Here is a 15,975-nt window from a genome sequence, read left to right as displayed (position 1 = left end):
GAATTGTACGAATATGACTTTGAACAAAGCTAAATTACCACGAGGCTTTACCCTCATAGAATTAATTATTGTCATTGTCATTTTGGGCATTTTAGCCGTGGTGGCAGCTCCTAAATTTATTGACCTGCAGGGGGACGCAATTGCCGCTCAAATGAGTAGTATCCAAGGCACCTTAAAATCTGCTAATACGTTTACTTACGCAAAAGCGACGTTGTCGAACCAACAGTCCTTGAGCTCGGGGTCTATTTCAATAGGCAACGCTACCGTTAGTACAACAGTAGGATACCTTACAGCAGACGCAGCTAATGTGGTAAAGGCTCTACAGGGTTCCTATGAAATCATGGTTGGGGCTGCAGATACCATTACTGCCGACTGGGGCGTTTTTGATCTACCCGGTGGCGATGCTATCTATATTGTCCCCAAAGGTTACGCTACTTTTGAAAATTGCAACGTATATTACAATGTAGACGCTAGTAACCTAACTGAACCTGTCTTTTATCGACTTACAACCTCAGGTTGTTAAAGCGATTCAAATGTGGATAAAACCTTAAATTTGGTTTTCATCTCTGGTTACCATTATTGGTATCCATGCAGACTCAGGTGGAGGCTTTATTTTTTAAGTCTGCGTAGTCAATCTTATCAGGTGTTGTGTTCGATAGGCTTATTGTTAATTGCAAGCATAGAAAACTGACAACTGAAATTTCAATGGTTACACTGGCCTCTATTCCTAACTAGAAGTTGTCAAAATGAAAAAAGTTCTCCTATTGTTAATTTGCTTATCGCTACCAGCTTGTGTTGTTTCGGTTAACGAAAATACTAGCAAGGTGTCAAAGTCAGTAACAACGCGGTCGGGTGTTGATGACAATCAAGGTTTTTCAGCAAAACGTTTACAGCGTATTGATCGGAAAATGCAAGAGTACATTGATCAAGGCAAATTGGCGGGCGTTATGACTCTGGTGTCTCGTAACAATCAAACAGTGCACTTTTCTGCTCAAGGGATGCAAGATATTGCTGCTGGAAAACCTATGCAACGTGACGCAATTTTTCGTATTTATTCCATGACTAAACCCATTACAGCGGTTGCGGCAATGACCCTTTGGGAGCAGGGAAAGTTTCATATGAACGATCCTATTTCGTTATATTTGCCCGAGCTCAAAAACTTGAAGGTTTACGTTAGTGGCAGTGATGACACTATGGTGCTAGAAGAGCAAAAGTCTCCGATTCGAATTATTGATTTATTCGCGCACACCGCTGGTTTCAGTTACGGGTTTACTGGCAGCGAAGTGGATAAACTCTACCGTGCCTCAGAGGTAATGCAAGGTAAAACGGCACCTGAAAACGTCTTGACTGAGCTTGCCAAATTACCACTTAATCATCAGCCTGGCAGTCAATGGAATTATGGTATCAATACTGACATTATTGGGTATCTGGTAGAAAAAATTAGTGGGATGAAGCTCGGTGAGTATATCAGTCAGCAAATTCTACAACCCCTAAATATGCTTGATACTGGTTTTTATGTGCCAGCTGATAAAGTGAGTCGCTTCGCGGCGGTGTATCACAACAATGCTGACGGTAAGACGGTTCTTATGGAAAAATGAACCTCTTGGAGACTTTTTGCATGATCCTAGGATTCATAATGGAGGGGGAGGAATGGTGTCGACTATCGACGATTACCTTATTTTTGCCCGTATGTTACTTAATCACGGCGAGGTGAACGGAGTGCGAATTTTAGGTAGGAAAACCGTTGAGTATATGCGCTCAAACCACCTTCCGGCGAATCTAGTTCCTTTTAGTCGTTGGGCTGATGGTGAGGGATTTGGACTAGCAATGTCAGTAGTAACGGATACCGAACAACTAAAATTCATGGGCTCGAAGGGAAACTTTGGCTGGGGAGGAATGGCTTCAACTTACTTTAGAGTGGATCCGGTGGAAAAACTTATCATCATTGGTATGGCGCAGTTTATTCCAAGTGGTACCCATAGGTACGCGGATGACTTGCGTAATCTCACTTATCAAGCTTTGGTTGATGATACGGCCAACTAGCTACTAGCCTGCTGCGCCGCATTTTTCAAATTTTATGATTTGCTCCTTCTTCGAAAATGCGATGTGCCCCGATGAAGAAGGAAGCCCCCTCAACTGAGCGCCTTATATCAATGTGCAAAGAATACAATCCTCTGTGTAATAATTTCATGGAACCATAGTCCCCCCAGTTGTAAAAAGTGCTTCCTCATATGGTTTTAATTATATAAAACAGTAGGTTAGTTTAATACCAGTACTTGGTACACAATTGGCATTGGTAGATAGAACTTATTTACTAATGAGGTTAATTATGGATATTTTTACTGCTCTACGTAGCGATCATGAAAAACAGAGATTCTTAATGAAAATTTTAGTAGAAACGTCAGGTGATTCGGCAAGCCGTCGAGATTTTTTGCTGAATTAAAAACACAACTTGCCGACCATGCCACTGCCGAAGAGCGCCACTTTTACGTACCTCTACTTGAATCTGACAACACGGTCCAAGTGACTCGGCACGCAATTGCCGAGCATCATGAAATTGATGAGTTAGTTGAACAACTCGAACAAACCGCTATGGATACTCCCGAGTGGCTAAAAACCATGAAAGCTTTGCAGCATAAAGTTACTCACCATTTAGATGAAGAAGAACGAGAGTTTTTCCAACAAGCAGGCAAGGTATTAGACCATAGTCAAAAAACTGAACTAGCCACCGAATATGTAGCTGAAATGAATAGTAACTAGTTGCGCTAAATATTGTTTACTGACAATCATTGCCAGTCCTTCTCAAGCAGGTCAACAAGCTAAGTGCGAGTCATTCGGTAACTTTTTGCCCTGCCTTCTCGCTATTTAAAAGGGAGCTAGAAAGCTTGCCAAGCAGCATTCTGAAAAACACTTATCAAGGTGGACTGCTATTAATAGACAATCTAATACCCTAAGGAGCTACCATGGAAATAGTTAATTTAGACAAGTACGTGAACTTAGTTACCGAAAAATTACAAACTTGGTTGGAAACCAGTGTAAAGCATTTACCCAATTTTGTGGTCGCTATTATTATCGTAATTTTGTTCTCAATTATCGCTAGATATGCCGGCAAAGCCATGGGGCAATTGCTACGTAAAACGTTAGATTCTAGGCAGATAGCCTCACTGCTCGCATCTATTTTTAAGGTGTGCATTTTAGCAACGGGTATTTTTATTGCTTTGGATTTTCTTGGCCTATCAGGAGCCGTTACTTCGTTGCTAGCTGGGGCTGGGATTGTTGGCTTGGCTATTGGTTTTGCCTTTCAAGATATGACCGAGAACTTTATCGCCGGTATTGCCATGGGGGTACGAAAACCCTTTCAAATCGGCGATGTGATTAAAGCAGATAAAGTGTTTGGCACAGTTAAAACCATCAACCTTCGCAACACCTTAGTCGAGACATTTTTTGGGCAGTTAGAAGTAGTGCCGAATAAAATTTTATTTAGGAATATACTGACAAACTTCACCACCACTCAGGTGAGACGCATTGAAATCCCTGTGGGTATTTCCTATGCAGATGATCCGCAAGAAGCGGCGGATGTTATTGTTGATGCGTTAAATCAATGTGACTTTGTAATCCGTAAAGAGGAAACAGCAGTATTTGCCGAGAGTTTTGCTGATAGCAGTGTGAACTTATTGGTTTGGTTTTGGATCGACTATCCCGGCGAACCGGGTTTCATGCAGGCGAGACATAAAGCGGTGATTCTTGTTAAGCAGGCGCTAGCTAAGGCAGATATATTGATACCATTCCCAATACGTACTTTAGACTTTGGCGCTAAAGGTGGCGAAAAACTGAATACAATGCTAAAACCGATAAACAAAGCGAACAAAGACCAAGCAGCAGATGCTTCTAGTATCTAGTTAGACGTTTTGAATTAGGAGGTGATATGGATACAATTATTAATATTTTGATAATGGCGGGACTGGTAATTTTTGTCCTGTTTATTGGCGGAATTATTTTAGCCAAAAAACAGCATTCTAAAGACGATTAAGTTAGTACCTCAAGCAATAATACTACATAACCAGAGTTTTGGATAAGAAGTGTCGTCTAAGCTAAACAATCCTACGTTGCTAGATACAAAATAGCGTTATCGAGAGGTTCGGCTTATCCAGGATTCTGGTCACATACAGCGCAATCATTTAACGAAGCACAAAGCACTTCTCTATGCTTTGTGCTTTTTGGTATAACGATAGTAACGTTAGTTTTGCCTGTAACTATGGGCAATTGTGAAAGATGATTATAGGTGTCTAAATTAGAGCTACCTCAATTGGTGCGATGGGGAGCTGAATTGGAACTGGACTGTCAATATTGTAAACCGACCTCAAAGCCAGTCGTTCCCCTATGCTGTCAACAAGGCTCCTAGACTTTTCAGCAAAGAGATAAAACCTGCGTAAAACTTCTACTAAGGCGCCAAAGCGCTACGCCACACAGAGAAAGGAAATAAAAGCTGAGTCATTTCAATTGAACCGATTCTTTACCCATCACTATCAGATATTTTTCCAAGCCCCGAAGGTTTCATGGGTGTCTCAATAGTGGTGCCAAAGCGCTACGCCACACAGAGAAAGGAAATAAAAGCTGAGTCATTTCAATTGGGCCGATTCTTTACCCATCACTATCAGATATTTTTTCCAAGCCCCGAAGGTTTCATGGGTGATGAGATGGACGCTCCAAAGTAGCAACGGCGTCAAAATGGCGCCAAACTGAATGTGTAAACAACAGTTAATTACTTAGGAGTGTCCTGTGAATAATCTTAATACTATTTCCATCGATTTGGCAAAAAATGTCTTTCAAGTAGGTGTGTTTTCACCCCAGCATAAAATGCAAAGTAATCAACAGCTCTCTCGTCAGAAACTGGCACCTTTTATGGCTAAGCAAGAAAAAGCCATTGTGGTTATGGAAGCCTGCTATTCAAGCCACCATTGGGCGCGGCTGTTTGATGGGATGGGGCATATCGTGCGTTTAATTCCTGCCCAACACGTTAAACCTTTTGTGCGAGGGAATAAGAATGACCGTAATGATAGCATCGCGATTGCGGAAGCCTCTTGGCGCCCTAACATTAAATTTGTGCCGCTTAAATCTGTGGAGCAACAAGACATTCAAGCACTGCATCGTATTCGTGATAAGTTGATTGCCAGACGAACCAGTATTATTAATCAAATACGAGGGCTACTTAGCGAGTATGGCGTGATTATCCCTCAAGGCTTAAAAAGCTTTACACTGCATATTACCGCCCTTATTGACCCAAAAGATGAACGTATTAGCCTACGAATGAAACACCAGCTAAGAGACACCAAGGAAGAATACGACCAACTCAGCAAGCGCTGCCAGTCTATTGAAAACGAGTTAAAGCAATATGTTCAACAAAACCCCCTATGCCAAAGATTAATGACGCTACTCAGGTGTAGGCGTGCTTAATGCCACCGCATTATATGCAGCAATTGGCAATGGGAGTCAGTTTGCAAACCCTCGAGCATTGTCGGTATGGTTAGGTGTCACTCCTAAGCAATATGCCAGTGGGGAAAAGTCTTTTTATGGCGGTATTACCAAACGCGGTAATCAATATTTACGCAAACAACTCATACATGGTGCGCGCAGTGTGATGTATCGCACAAAAAACCGAGATGACAAATTGTCCGTATGGGTAAAACAACTAGTTGAACGACGTGGCAAGAACAAAGCGGCGGTAGCACTGGCCAATCGTCTAGCCCGATTAGCTTGGATATTATTACAGCGAAATGAAAACTATCAGCCGGTAGCTAGCTAAATATCAAGCCTAATATGATAAAACGATATAGATAAAATACACAATCAAAGTCGACGAAAAATGATGTAAAAGCGGGTTTCCCGCACTTAGCAACAGTCTGTACGAGACTAGGTTTTTAAAACCGAGTGGGTGTTTGAGACAGTTAAGTGCGGATCTCATTAGGGCCAGAGAGTACACCAATAACCTCACTCTCATAATAGGCCGGATATATGTCAGTACGACCCTTAATTATTTATCGTCAGAGTTGATGTGCTAATAAAAATAAAGAAGTAAACATCTTCAAATTGAAGATGGAGGCAAATATTGCCTTGACCATAGCGGAGCGTCCATATATGTCTGAATAGTGACTAAAGTGATGTGTGTTAACGTCATTGTCAGTGCAATGCATCGCTTCTTGTGGTGAGTAGGTTGGCGTTTTTTTGATAATTACGCTAGTACACTTAATAAGTCATCTAGGTTACTAGCGACAGTATCTATTTCTCCCACGCTGTTTGGCACGATATAGTTGTTTGTCGGCCTGATCTAGTAAATGCCCCGGGCTTTTGTCTTGTTGAGACAGACAGTGGGGTTCGAAGCTACTGATACCAATACTAACAGTTAGCTGAGGAAGTTCCTGATTAGCACTGGGGATGTCTAAGGCTGACACTTCATCTAAAATATCTTTTGCTACTTTTTCAGCGCCGTCTGCGTCGGTACTAGGCAGCAGTACGACAAATTCCTCACCGCCAAAGCGGGCTGCAAAGTCTGAGTTTCGGCTCGCTACGTTTTTGATAACAGCCGCAACTGCCTTAAGTGCTTCATCGCCGGCTAAATGTCCATATTTGTCGTTATAGGGTTTAAAGTAATCAATGTCTATCATTAATGAAGATAAGGGGCTTTGACTTCTTTTCATTCGGTACCATTCGCTGGTAACCATGGTCTCTAATTGCATTTTGTTTGACAAGCCCGTTAACCCATCGGTACTAGAAACGAGTTCTAATTCCTTCACGTTTTTCATTAATTTCATGTAGTTGGCAACTTTGGCGTGTAAGACAAATGGATTCGCAGGCTTCGCCATACAATCCAGTGCACCAAGTTCTAACGCTATTAGTTGCTCATTAACTGAGTTGTGTTCGGTCAGTACGATAACAGGGATCGCATTTAAAATTGAGTGTGAACGGATTTTGCGCAAAGACTCTACCCACATCGCCTTCTCGCCTTGTGCGCAAAAAATGATCAAGTCTATATCGTTAGTTGCTGCGGCTTTGAATAGGACTGAAGCATCTGTACTTTTAAGTACATTGAAAGATTGAGAAAAAGACATAGATAGACTTTCTGTCGTAGTGCAGGTACCCACAACGGCTAACGTTTGCTCAATATCGGTAAAAACACGCCCTAAATATGCAGATTCAGCGGGTTGTAGTAACTTTTTACTGCTAGCAGTCATGTATAAATTTCCTGTTGTTTGGGCCGTTTACTTACATATAAATGACAAGAGTGAGTGTAATGAGTTCAGTCTACTTTGGTTGATTTTTGGTCTACGTCGTAACGTGCAAACCAATTAAAATGGGTCACAGGTGGAGCGATTATTTTGCTGCTTCTGGTTCGAAATAAATTGATAAAGGTTGTACTGATTTTATGCATGTTACTTAGATCCTGACTCAAACTATAAAGCCGCGCCCTAAGAGCGCGGCACATTTTTCTAGAATTAATATTTAGCTTTCTAGTTGAAGTTTATCTACTACTTGCGTGACATCGTCGGTATTTTCAGCGATGGCTAAAGCTAGTTCTCGTTCTGAATCCGAGTCTACTTTACCCATCAAGGTTACTACTCCTTTGTTTACTTCTACTTCAATATCCATGCCACTCACTTCAGATTCAAACAGAAGTCTTGTTTTTACTACTGTTTCGACTTTTGAGTCTTTAAGATCTTGCATGACCTCACTGTCTTCATTGTCTCTATCTGCAGACACTATTGTTAAGTTGTTTTCAACATCGGTTACCCCATCTAAAGAAGCAACTAACTCTTCAGCTAACGCTTTGTCTACTGAAGTGTCGACTTTACCGGTTAAAATGACAGTGCCATTTTTTACATCGGTATTAATGTCGAAAGAATTCAAGTTGCCGTTAAATAACAATGTTGATTCGGCTTTGCCATCAATCCAAGCATCCTTGGCACCTTCTTTCCAAGTGTTTTCTGCGCTAACACTTAGAGATGTAGTACTAATAACAGTGGCGATTAATAGTGAAAGGGTTGTACGTTTCATATTGTTTCTCCTGTTTAAAGTTCACTTAGACTAATGCCAATTCAATGCCATGTTTTATCTGATTGATATATATAGGTATTTTGTTTTTATGTGATTTTAAAAGGAAGAATGGCTGTAACTGTTACCTAGACGTGTGTAAAAAATTCCCAGCTTATATGCCAATAAATTTTGTCCGTAATTTCTGAGTATCTATAATCCTTTCTACAGTCAGTTATGGTGAGGGACGTAGTTGCTGGCAGACGTGAATGCATACTCTGAAGTGGCATGTCCTGTGGTAGGTTGCTAGTGACTTCATTTAGATACACTAGTCAAACCTTTGGTTTTTCCCCCTATACTCTGGTTTGGCTTGGTTTATTCTATCTGTTCTGTTAAGTCGTTATTTTTAAATGGCCACTTATGAGTGGCAGCTTGGTGGTTCATTCACACTGGGAGAGCGCCAATTTTAAATTATTCTATATTCTGCAGATACTTGCTCAGTTCATTGTCGGTAAAATCGACTGCGCTGATTCTTTTTTCTTAATCTTACCTAGGTCTGTGGCAGCTGAGCATTTTCAATTTCTTACCAATAGTCAATTACCAGCCAGATCTGACTACGAACTCAATGTATTGATTTTAGTTTTGGAAGAAACCAAAGAGGCTTATGGCGATTACACAATATCTTTACGGGAATCTGGCTACAGCATTACCCGCCTGAATAAAATTGCTCATGAACATCAAGATGTCATCTTATGGGCTAGCCCCTACCATCCGCTCAATAATAAGATTGCGGTGATCAAACAACCTATTTTTAACGGTGTCTTTGGCCTTAGAAAAATTATTATGCGTAAAGAGCTCATCGCTAAAATCCATGAACTAAAAACTCTGGATAGTTTAAAACATTATACCATTGGTCAGGGGCCTGGATGGAGTGATGTTGAAGTGTATAAAGATGCTGGATTTACCGTCGTTGAAGCTAGTCTTAGTAAGCTTTTCAAAATGGCGTCGGCCCAGCGTTTTGACTTGTTACCTTTGGGGTTTATTGAAATTGACGAGCAATTACTCAAGCAGAAACAAGGTGCCGAGGGCTTAAGCATCGCGCCTAATCACATGTTTTATTATCCCCATCCCGTGTTGTTTCACTTGTCACAAAAACATAGTTCAGTGGTCACTCGGCTAAACCTTGGGATGCAACAGATTTTGGCCAATGGCAAACTGACGACTTTGTTTAATCAACATTTTGGCAAAATAGCTCAGCACATAAGTCAAAACGGTATTCATGTATTTAGAATGATGAATAACAAGCTACCTATTGAGTATCAAGAACTAACCGAGTTTACTCAAATCGAACAAAGCATTACTGGCAACTGATTAACCTGAACCCTGAATAAGCCGAACCTCTGGATAATGCTCTTTTTATCTAGCGGCGTTGGATTGTTTAGCAATGACACGTTATTAGGTACAACAATCCGCCTTGCTATACACGAAAAGTTTCGTTACCGAGTAACATTTAGCTGAGGTTATGTAGACAAAAATTTATTAAGCCATTGAATTATATTGATATTGCTTAGCGTAAACTAGTGTGTAGCTTAAACGATAGTTCTTATCCAGAACTCAGGTTGATTAAGTTAAGCGTAGGTCCGGGCGGTAAGTTCCAAAGCCGTTAAAGCAGATTGGTACTAGAAATATGAAGGAACTGCATTAAGCGATGCTGGTGATTCTCACTAGGTTCAGCGGCCAGCATGGCAGACATAGTTGACGTGTACAAAAGGAACCATTAGCCGTGTTATCGCCTGCAAAGTCTAGCGTAGTAATGCTTAATAGGTGTTAAAGCATACGCATTAACATGGGGAGTAGGCTAGATACAGGGGACTGAGTTTGCTTACTGGTAGCACCATGTATAGCACCCGCGCCAAATGCGCTGGCAATGCCTGTTGTTGAAGATAGAAATATCTTAGTTTTTTGTTGGGCATCTAAGCGACGGCGTTGTGAATATTTCTGTGCAACCTCAAGATCCTTCTTGGCTTGTGCCAATTGTTGTTTTTGCTTTTGCATAAAATCAAACATCCTGCTTGCTCCTATTATTTGTTCTTTTAGGAAGTATGGCGTCACAGCTGGTTTTCATTTCAATCGCTTGTACAGATGATCCCATGATTTGTTTCACTAACCATATCGCCAAGCCATGTAACACCAAGACAATTACTACACATAATCCCCAATGCATACCCCACTGCATCAACCCCACGCACAAAGCGACGAGTGCCGTGATCCAGGTAGTTAGACTTAATCCCACCAGCAGTAATATGCATATTAGTGTAATAACAATGGCACGTAGAGACAGACGAAAGTCCGCGGCTATTAATTCGGCATTCAGGCGCATTTTAACCTTTATGCTTTGAAGCACCTTTTCCCATGCTGATATTACATCTGCGGCAGAGGCATCGGCTTCAGCCGACGCCTGCTCATTACAGGGGATTGCGTAGATGATTTCACGTCAGTTGTTCTACTTACGTTTGAAGAACGAAGTGATTAACATCCCAGCAGCAAAAGCAATGCCCGCTGTGGCTACAGGGTTTTCTTTGGTGAATTTACCCACACTGGATTGATCCCAGTACTGTTTGGCTTGCTGTTGCTTTTGTTCGAAATTTTGCGCTGACGTTGTCGCCGTTTCACGAAGCTTTCCTTCGGCTACAGTGGCATGTTCACCTAATGTATTTACTGACTCATGTAAGGTTTCTGTTACTCTGTCAGCGATAGGTGTCTGTGAATGAGAGTCGGTCACTTTTGCTTTAGTTGCTGTTTTAGCTGCGGTTGGCATGATTTTCTCCTATAACTAAGGCGGTTAATTCCGCGCTAGTAATATTCTAGAAGCAACCTCTATGCCACTCGTTTTTTGATAAAAATTATATATTTATCAATGTGTTAACTATTTTTTATCAATGCATGGTAACTGAGCCGAGACATTTCTATGTAAATCATACTTGTTGGTCTGCAAAAATTACATAATCAAAGAAAGGCTGTTAATACATGACAGCTACTGTTTGGGTGGGTACACTAAATACTCATAGTTCCAGTTCCATAAGGCGCTGAAGTTGTTACTTGACCTGAAGTTTGAAGGATAAATATGTTTGAAATATCGATATTCGTCCTTACGGTAATTATGCTGATAATTACGTTATTACCATTTGTTCCTTCTGATCATTGGATATGCCGGGTGTGGGAGTTTCCTCGAGTTCAAATAGCCTGTATTGCTTGGTGCCTATGGCATGTAGTAGTTTTTACATATCAGTGCAGGCGGTGTCTATTAGCTTACTTTTAGTCAATTTGTTGGTCGCGCTCTATCAGTTTTTGGATATTGCCTTACACTTGGCTATACCCTAAACAGGTGCCTAGCAGTCGTTCTGCAAATGCTACCCCTTCGATTAAAATCATGAATAGCAATGTGCTGATGCCAAATCACTCGGCTGAAAAATTGATTCGATTAATTGAAGAGCACCAACCCGACGTTGTAGTTACCTTGGAGTCAGATATTTGGTGGCAGCAGGCGTTAGAAAAAATTCACTCATCTTATCCTTATCGTGTTAATCGTCCGTTAGATAACTTGTATGGTATGCACTTGTATAGCAAGTATGCCTTAGAAGATGTGCAGTTAGTTGATTTGGTTGAAGAAGGAGTGCCATCGATTCATTGCTATTTATTATTGCAAGACAAGCTTAAAATTAAGTGTCACTTCTTGCATCCCGCGCCTCCTAGTCCCACAGAAAACAAGCTAGCTACACCAAGAGATCGGGAGTTGCTGTTAATTGCCAAGCAAGTGCAAGGTCGTTTGGGACCTACCATAGTGACCGGTGATTTGAACGATGTAGCATGGTCACCCACAACTAGAGCCTTTAGGCAGATCAGTGGTTTGCAAGATCCAAGAATTGGTAGGGGTATGTATAATACCTTTCACGCTAAATATGCCTTTTTACGCTGGCCGCTTGATCATATTTTTCATAGTGAACACTTCCATTTAGTTCAGCTACAGCGACTACCGTCTATTGACTCAGACCACTTTCCTTTAATGAGTGAATTGGCCTTTCATCAGGTTAACTAGTGTTGCCAGCTAGTGTTGATTATTGCTCGGTGACCGTATGGCGTGCCTCTTAACTTGGCAGTGCTGAAAGTGTTTATCACACCTATGCATGAGATTAACTATTACTGCTGGTGGCAAATATTACAAATGTATGGAGGCAAGTGACGCTTAGCCAATTCACTCAGTTGCAGGCGTTTTTGTTTCTGGCATGCTACCGCCAGTTAGTGCTATTCGCATTGCTGTTTCTACGTCAATATCCAGTGGTGTCAATTGATCTCTGTCGATGTATAAGGTGTAACCGCCAATTTGGTAACTCAGGGGAACATATACACCTAACTTTTCATTATTCTTAAACAAGGTCTTTGCCCCTTCATGGCTAGTGACAAACCCTATTAAATGAATGCTATCGGTTATTTTAACGGAAACGACACTTTGCATTTTTTGCCGCTTGCCTATATTGACTAAATTCACCGCATCTTGAATGGCTCCATAAATGGTTTTGATGATAGGGATACGTTCAAGTATCTGCCCACTCCATTTTATCACCGAGCTAACAACGTAAGCATTTACAGCTAAACCCGTAAATAACAATACTACTAAGCCTAAGGTTAATCCTAACTATGGGAAGTAAAATTGTTCGGGAATCAGTGGTGTTAAGCTCGATTCAATGGTCGAAATTAGCCACACAACGAAGTACAAGGTTAGCGATATGGGTAACAAAGCTAAAAAACCTTGAGCAATCAGTAATGATAATTTTTTTAACACAGTCTTTCCTATAAGTGCTGTTATTCCACTGGGTGTCGATAATGTTATATTAAAACACTGGGTTTAGGTGTTGGCTAAATAAAAATGCCTAGCGTCAGCCGCGCAGCATTATGCCTTAAGTACCTTCTTAATCTTGCTGACACGGCTATTTATTTCCTGAAGGTCGCCTTTTGCTAGGTCATGAGTATTTTGTTGTTGTTCTATCATCTGAGTCTGTTGTAACACAAATTCGCACTGGGACTCGGTTTGTGCACAGCCAGATAGTCGATGTAAAGATTCCAGTAGGCGGATAGACACGGCTAGATTAAGTTTGGCTTGTTGTCTTATTTGATCAAATGCAGCTTCAGCTATACTGGTAAAACTCAATTGCTTAGACTCTAATCTGAAAATTCCTTGGTCATCAAAATGCACTTTTGCTGGGAAGGTTTTGTTGGTTAACTCACACAGCACTGCACTTAACTTATCCACACAGGTAATGGCCGTGTACGGGTCGTTAATCCCCGGTGACAACGCTCGTAACGCTATTTCTACTAATTGGTGGATGGCAAATTCGGGATCTTGTACTGGAGTACGGTATGCGCCCAAGCTCATTTGCTGCAATACCTTGTCTGCAAGCTCTGCTGGAATGCTCGCATTTGCATTAATATGGGCCACAACAGTGCCTTTTACAATAAAATCTCCAGGGGAGTAGAAGCACTTAATTAGCCAGCCATGCTGTGTAGCTAGGCAAACCAATTGCTCGATATCTAGCGTCTGTACGTAGCCATCGCTGTTCGATAACACTTTATGTTGAAACTCATGAGCCTGCTCGGCGGTTTCACAGAACGCTTGCACGTCGGGGTTGGATGGTTGCTGATGAGATGGAAATAGGTTGTTAATATTGGTTTGTAGTTCTCGATAAACTTGGTCAATTACAACATCAGCTTGAATCGATTTAGCCACATGGTGAATAAAGTAAATCAATATTGCGACACTGACGAAAGTCATGAATATGGCCGTAGCTACACTTAAACTAGGGGTGAAATCGTACGGCTTTTGAAAGCTAATGGCACAAAAAACTAGAATACAAAATAAGAAGTTTGAGATAAATGCGCCAAGCACTATTTGAGTGCCCCTATCCATCATGAAGTTTCGCAATAACCTCGGGCCAAACTGAGAAGAAGCTAAGGTCAAGGCGACAATAGTGATAGAAAAGGCAATACTAGTAACGGTTATCATTGAAGCGGCGATCGTACCAAGTAACGAACGCATGGCGTCTACATCTGCACCAAACAGCAAGGGCCAAGAAAGTTGATGCTTGGGTATGTAAACCGCATCAAAATAGACAGTGCCCAAGGTGAGAAGTACCGTCAGCAATATCATTTGACTCGGCACAAACCAAAAACTAGCGCGGGCACTTTCCATCAGTGGAGCAAGTTTTGTAATGTTAAGTTGCATGGTAACCTCAAATTAATAATGTGTGATTTGTTCTGCCTACGCTAACACTTTCAAAGACTGTGATTGAATTTCAATGTATATGTTGTCAGCCCGACGATTTTCGCCATCCAGCATATATTTGAGTGGCTTAGTTGAGGTTATCCGTATTTTTTGGCCTGACAGACAAACGCTGTCTCATTCATTTTATCTTCTGTTAACCCCGATGCGGCTAATTTAGTGAGTTGAGTAAATTGCCCACCTAAGACGTCACTTTTGGGTAAACAAGTCATATCTAGTTGTCCGTCTGTATTGTCTGGTGCGCCGTTACCTTGGGCTAATATACTAGAAAACGGTGCTGAATTGGCCACGACTAAGCTAGTGGTGTCTAGCATTACGGGAGCCTTGTCATCGATTGACAATTCAATACTAAAGGCCTCGTCGCTCTGTACTGCCTGCCACAGCCCTTTTACATAAGCTAATTGACCATTATCGTTTTTTTGCTCTCTACTGGCTGATTCAATCATTTTTTGTCCAAAACCTAGGCTAACCATCAATAGCATTGACTCATCATTGCACTTGGCGGTATCAATTGTTCTAGTTTGTCCCTGTACTATTGCCTCGCAGCAGATGTCTATTGGGAACACCTTGCTCATTGTGCCGTGCAATACATGGCTTAGGGCATTGGTAGTGCCCAGGGGAATAATACCCAACGAGAGGCGGCTGTTGATAAGTGCCGAAGCGACTTCGTTAATCGTACCATCTCCACCACAACCTACTATCGTTTTATGGCCTTGGGCGATAGCTTTTTGGGTAAGTTCTCGGGCAGAGATTGTTTTACTGGTTTCATAGACTGAAATTGAAAAGTGTGGGGATAAATGTTGTAGGATTTGCTTTTTGTTTGCAGGCCATTTACCTCCTCCAGAAACTGGATTAGCAATCAGAGCTATGCTTGATTTTTGCGCTAACAAACCCTGTTCATGAGTTTTAGCCAACATTCGCAACTGACTTGTATTGAGGCCAGCAGAGCTGCGTATTCCTTGAATTGCTTGTAGAGCGTCCGATACCGTCCAATGTTGGTTTTTACTAAGCAAAAATGCGGCCATCACTAAGACACTGCGGCCTCTGCCTAAGGCACAATGAACCACTACTCCAGTGTTGTTAGCTAAGTGATTCTCGATCCAATTCACGCACTCCAATAATTGTGATGGCGATGGGCTTTGGTGATCCAAAACGGGAACATTTAAATAGCTTAACTCTTCATTATTGGCAGACCAGTCTAAGCCATCAAACTCGGCTGTTACATCCAAGATAGCGCCAACTTTTCGGTTCTGTAGGGTATCCATGTCAGAGGGAAACAATCGACAGGCTAGATATAGGTTATGGTCAATTTTCTGGATCGCGGGTACCTTGTCATTTTTACGGGCCCAGGAATTATAAAGTTGTACTGCAAACAAAAAAGGCACAAACAACCAGCGAATATAAAAAGGGATAGTGCCGTCACGCTTTTTCCTAAATATAGAAGGTGCCTCTAACATGTAGGCGATAAACACTAGAAAAAACGAGCTACTGATCCAGTAAAATATGATTGAGAAGTAGCTGATAGACGCGGTATAACCACATAACAAAGCTAACACTGCGACTAAACAATAAAGATAAGCAATATGCATAGATTTTCCTGCCATATGTTTGTAACC

The 15,975-nt window shown here is 41.4% G+C and carries 11 protein-coding genes and 4 pseudogenes; 7 read left to right on the top strand and 8 right to left on the bottom strand.

The genetic code is table 11. From position 1 onward, the window contains the following. Window positions 1–19: 19 nt before the first annotated feature. The 5 genes and pseudogenes from RS130_RS02750 (at window position 20) to RS130_RS02725 (ending at window position 5,803) form a co-directional block, all read left to right on the top strand. Window positions 20–523, top strand: coding sequence for a prepilin-type N-terminal cleavage/methylation domain-containing protein (locus RS130_RS02750; protein ID WP_316024690.1), 504 nt, complete (start codon window positions 20–22; stop codon window positions 521–523). A gap of 223 nt (window positions 524–746) precedes the next feature. Next, window positions 747–2,043 (top strand): annotated as a pseudogene (locus RS130_RS02745) (serine hydrolase domain-containing protein). Between the two features lie 286 nt (window positions 2,044–2,329). Continuing rightward, a pseudogene (locus tag RS130_RS02735) lies at window positions 2,330–2,760 on the top strand (hemerythrin domain-containing protein). Window positions 2,761–2,963: 203 nt separating this feature from the next. Beyond that, complete coding sequence (locus tag RS130_RS02730; protein ID WP_316024687.1) at window positions 2,964–3,899, top strand: mechanosensitive ion channel family protein; 936 nt, start codon at window positions 2,964–2,966, stop codon at window positions 3,897–3,899. Between the two features lie 880 nt (window positions 3,900–4,779). Beyond that, window positions 4,780–5,803: pseudogene (locus RS130_RS02725) on the top strand (IS110 family RNA-guided transposase). 460 nt (window positions 5,804–6,263) lie between these two features. Here RS130_RS02725 and RS130_RS02715 read toward each other — a convergent pair. After that, window positions 6,264–7,229: a diguanylate cyclase gene (locus RS130_RS02715; RefSeq protein WP_316024684.1), complete on the bottom strand. Its 966-nt coding sequence runs from the start codon at window positions 7,227–7,229 to the stop codon at window positions 6,264–6,266. Window positions 7,230–7,497: 268 nt separating this feature from the next. After that, the gene (locus RS130_RS02710) at window positions 7,498–8,049 is read right to left on the bottom strand and encodes a BON domain-containing protein (RefSeq protein ID WP_316024683.1); all 552 of its coding nucleotides are present in this window, start codon (window positions 8,047–8,049) and stop codon (window positions 7,498–7,500) included. A 396-nt stretch (window positions 8,050–8,445) separates the two neighbouring features. Here RS130_RS02710 and RS130_RS02705 point away from each other — a divergent pair, with 396 nt between their 5' ends. After that, window positions 8,446–9,396: a hypothetical protein gene (locus RS130_RS02705; RefSeq protein WP_316024682.1), complete on the top strand. Its 951-nt coding sequence runs from the start codon at window positions 8,446–8,448 to the stop codon at window positions 9,394–9,396. A 456-nt stretch (window positions 9,397–9,852) separates the two neighbouring features. Here RS130_RS02705 and RS130_RS02700 read toward each other — a convergent pair whose 3' ends face one another. Both RS130_RS02700 and RS130_RS02695 read right to left on the bottom strand, forming a co-directional pair. Continuing rightward, on the bottom strand, window positions 9,853–10,080 hold the full coding sequence (locus RS130_RS02700; protein WP_316024681.1) for a hypothetical protein: 228 nt from the start codon (window positions 10,078–10,080) through the stop codon (window positions 9,853–9,855). A 448-nt stretch (window positions 10,081–10,528) separates the two neighbouring features. Further along, on the bottom strand, window positions 10,529–10,843 hold the full coding sequence (locus tag RS130_RS02695) for a DUF883 domain-containing protein (RefSeq protein WP_316024680.1): 315 nt from the start codon (window positions 10,841–10,843) through the stop codon (window positions 10,529–10,531). Between the two features lie 630 nt (window positions 10,844–11,473). Here RS130_RS02695 and RS130_RS02690 point away from each other — a divergent pair. Further along, window positions 11,474–12,121 (top strand): endonuclease/exonuclease/phosphatase family protein, encoded by a 648-nt coding sequence (locus RS130_RS02690; protein WP_316024679.1) that lies wholly within the window; start codon window positions 11,474–11,476, stop codon window positions 12,119–12,121. Between the two features lie 156 nt (window positions 12,122–12,277). Here RS130_RS02690 and RS130_RS02685 read toward each other — a convergent pair. The 4 genes and pseudogenes from RS130_RS02685 to RS130_RS02670 form a co-directional block, all read right to left on the bottom strand. Next, window positions 12,278–12,694 (bottom strand): annotated as a pseudogene (locus RS130_RS02685) (DUF502 domain-containing protein); the annotation flags it as partial. Window positions 12,695–12,718: 24 nt separating this feature from the next. After that, window positions 12,719–12,865: a hypothetical protein gene (locus tag RS130_RS02680; RefSeq protein ID WP_316024677.1), complete on the bottom strand. Its 147-nt coding sequence runs from the start codon at window positions 12,863–12,865 to the stop codon at window positions 12,719–12,721. A 108-nt stretch (window positions 12,866–12,973) separates the two neighbouring features. Further along, window positions 12,974–14,302, bottom strand: coding sequence for a DUF2254 domain-containing protein (locus tag RS130_RS02675; protein ID WP_316024676.1), 1,329 nt, complete (start codon window positions 14,300–14,302; stop codon window positions 12,974–12,976). Between the two features lie 137 nt (window positions 14,303–14,439). Then, window positions 14,440–15,948, bottom strand: coding sequence for a diacylglycerol kinase family protein (locus RS130_RS02670; RefSeq protein ID WP_316024675.1), 1,509 nt, complete (start codon window positions 15,946–15,948; stop codon window positions 14,440–14,442). Window positions 15,949–15,975 lie beyond the last annotated feature (27 nt).

The organism is Paraglaciecola aquimarina, assembly GCF_032464635.1.
GTDB lineage: Bacteria > Pseudomonadota > Gammaproteobacteria > Enterobacterales > Alteromonadaceae > Paraglaciecola > Paraglaciecola aquimarina.
Note: the sequence above shows the minus strand (reverse complement) of the source record. Positions and strands in the feature narration are given on the sequence as shown.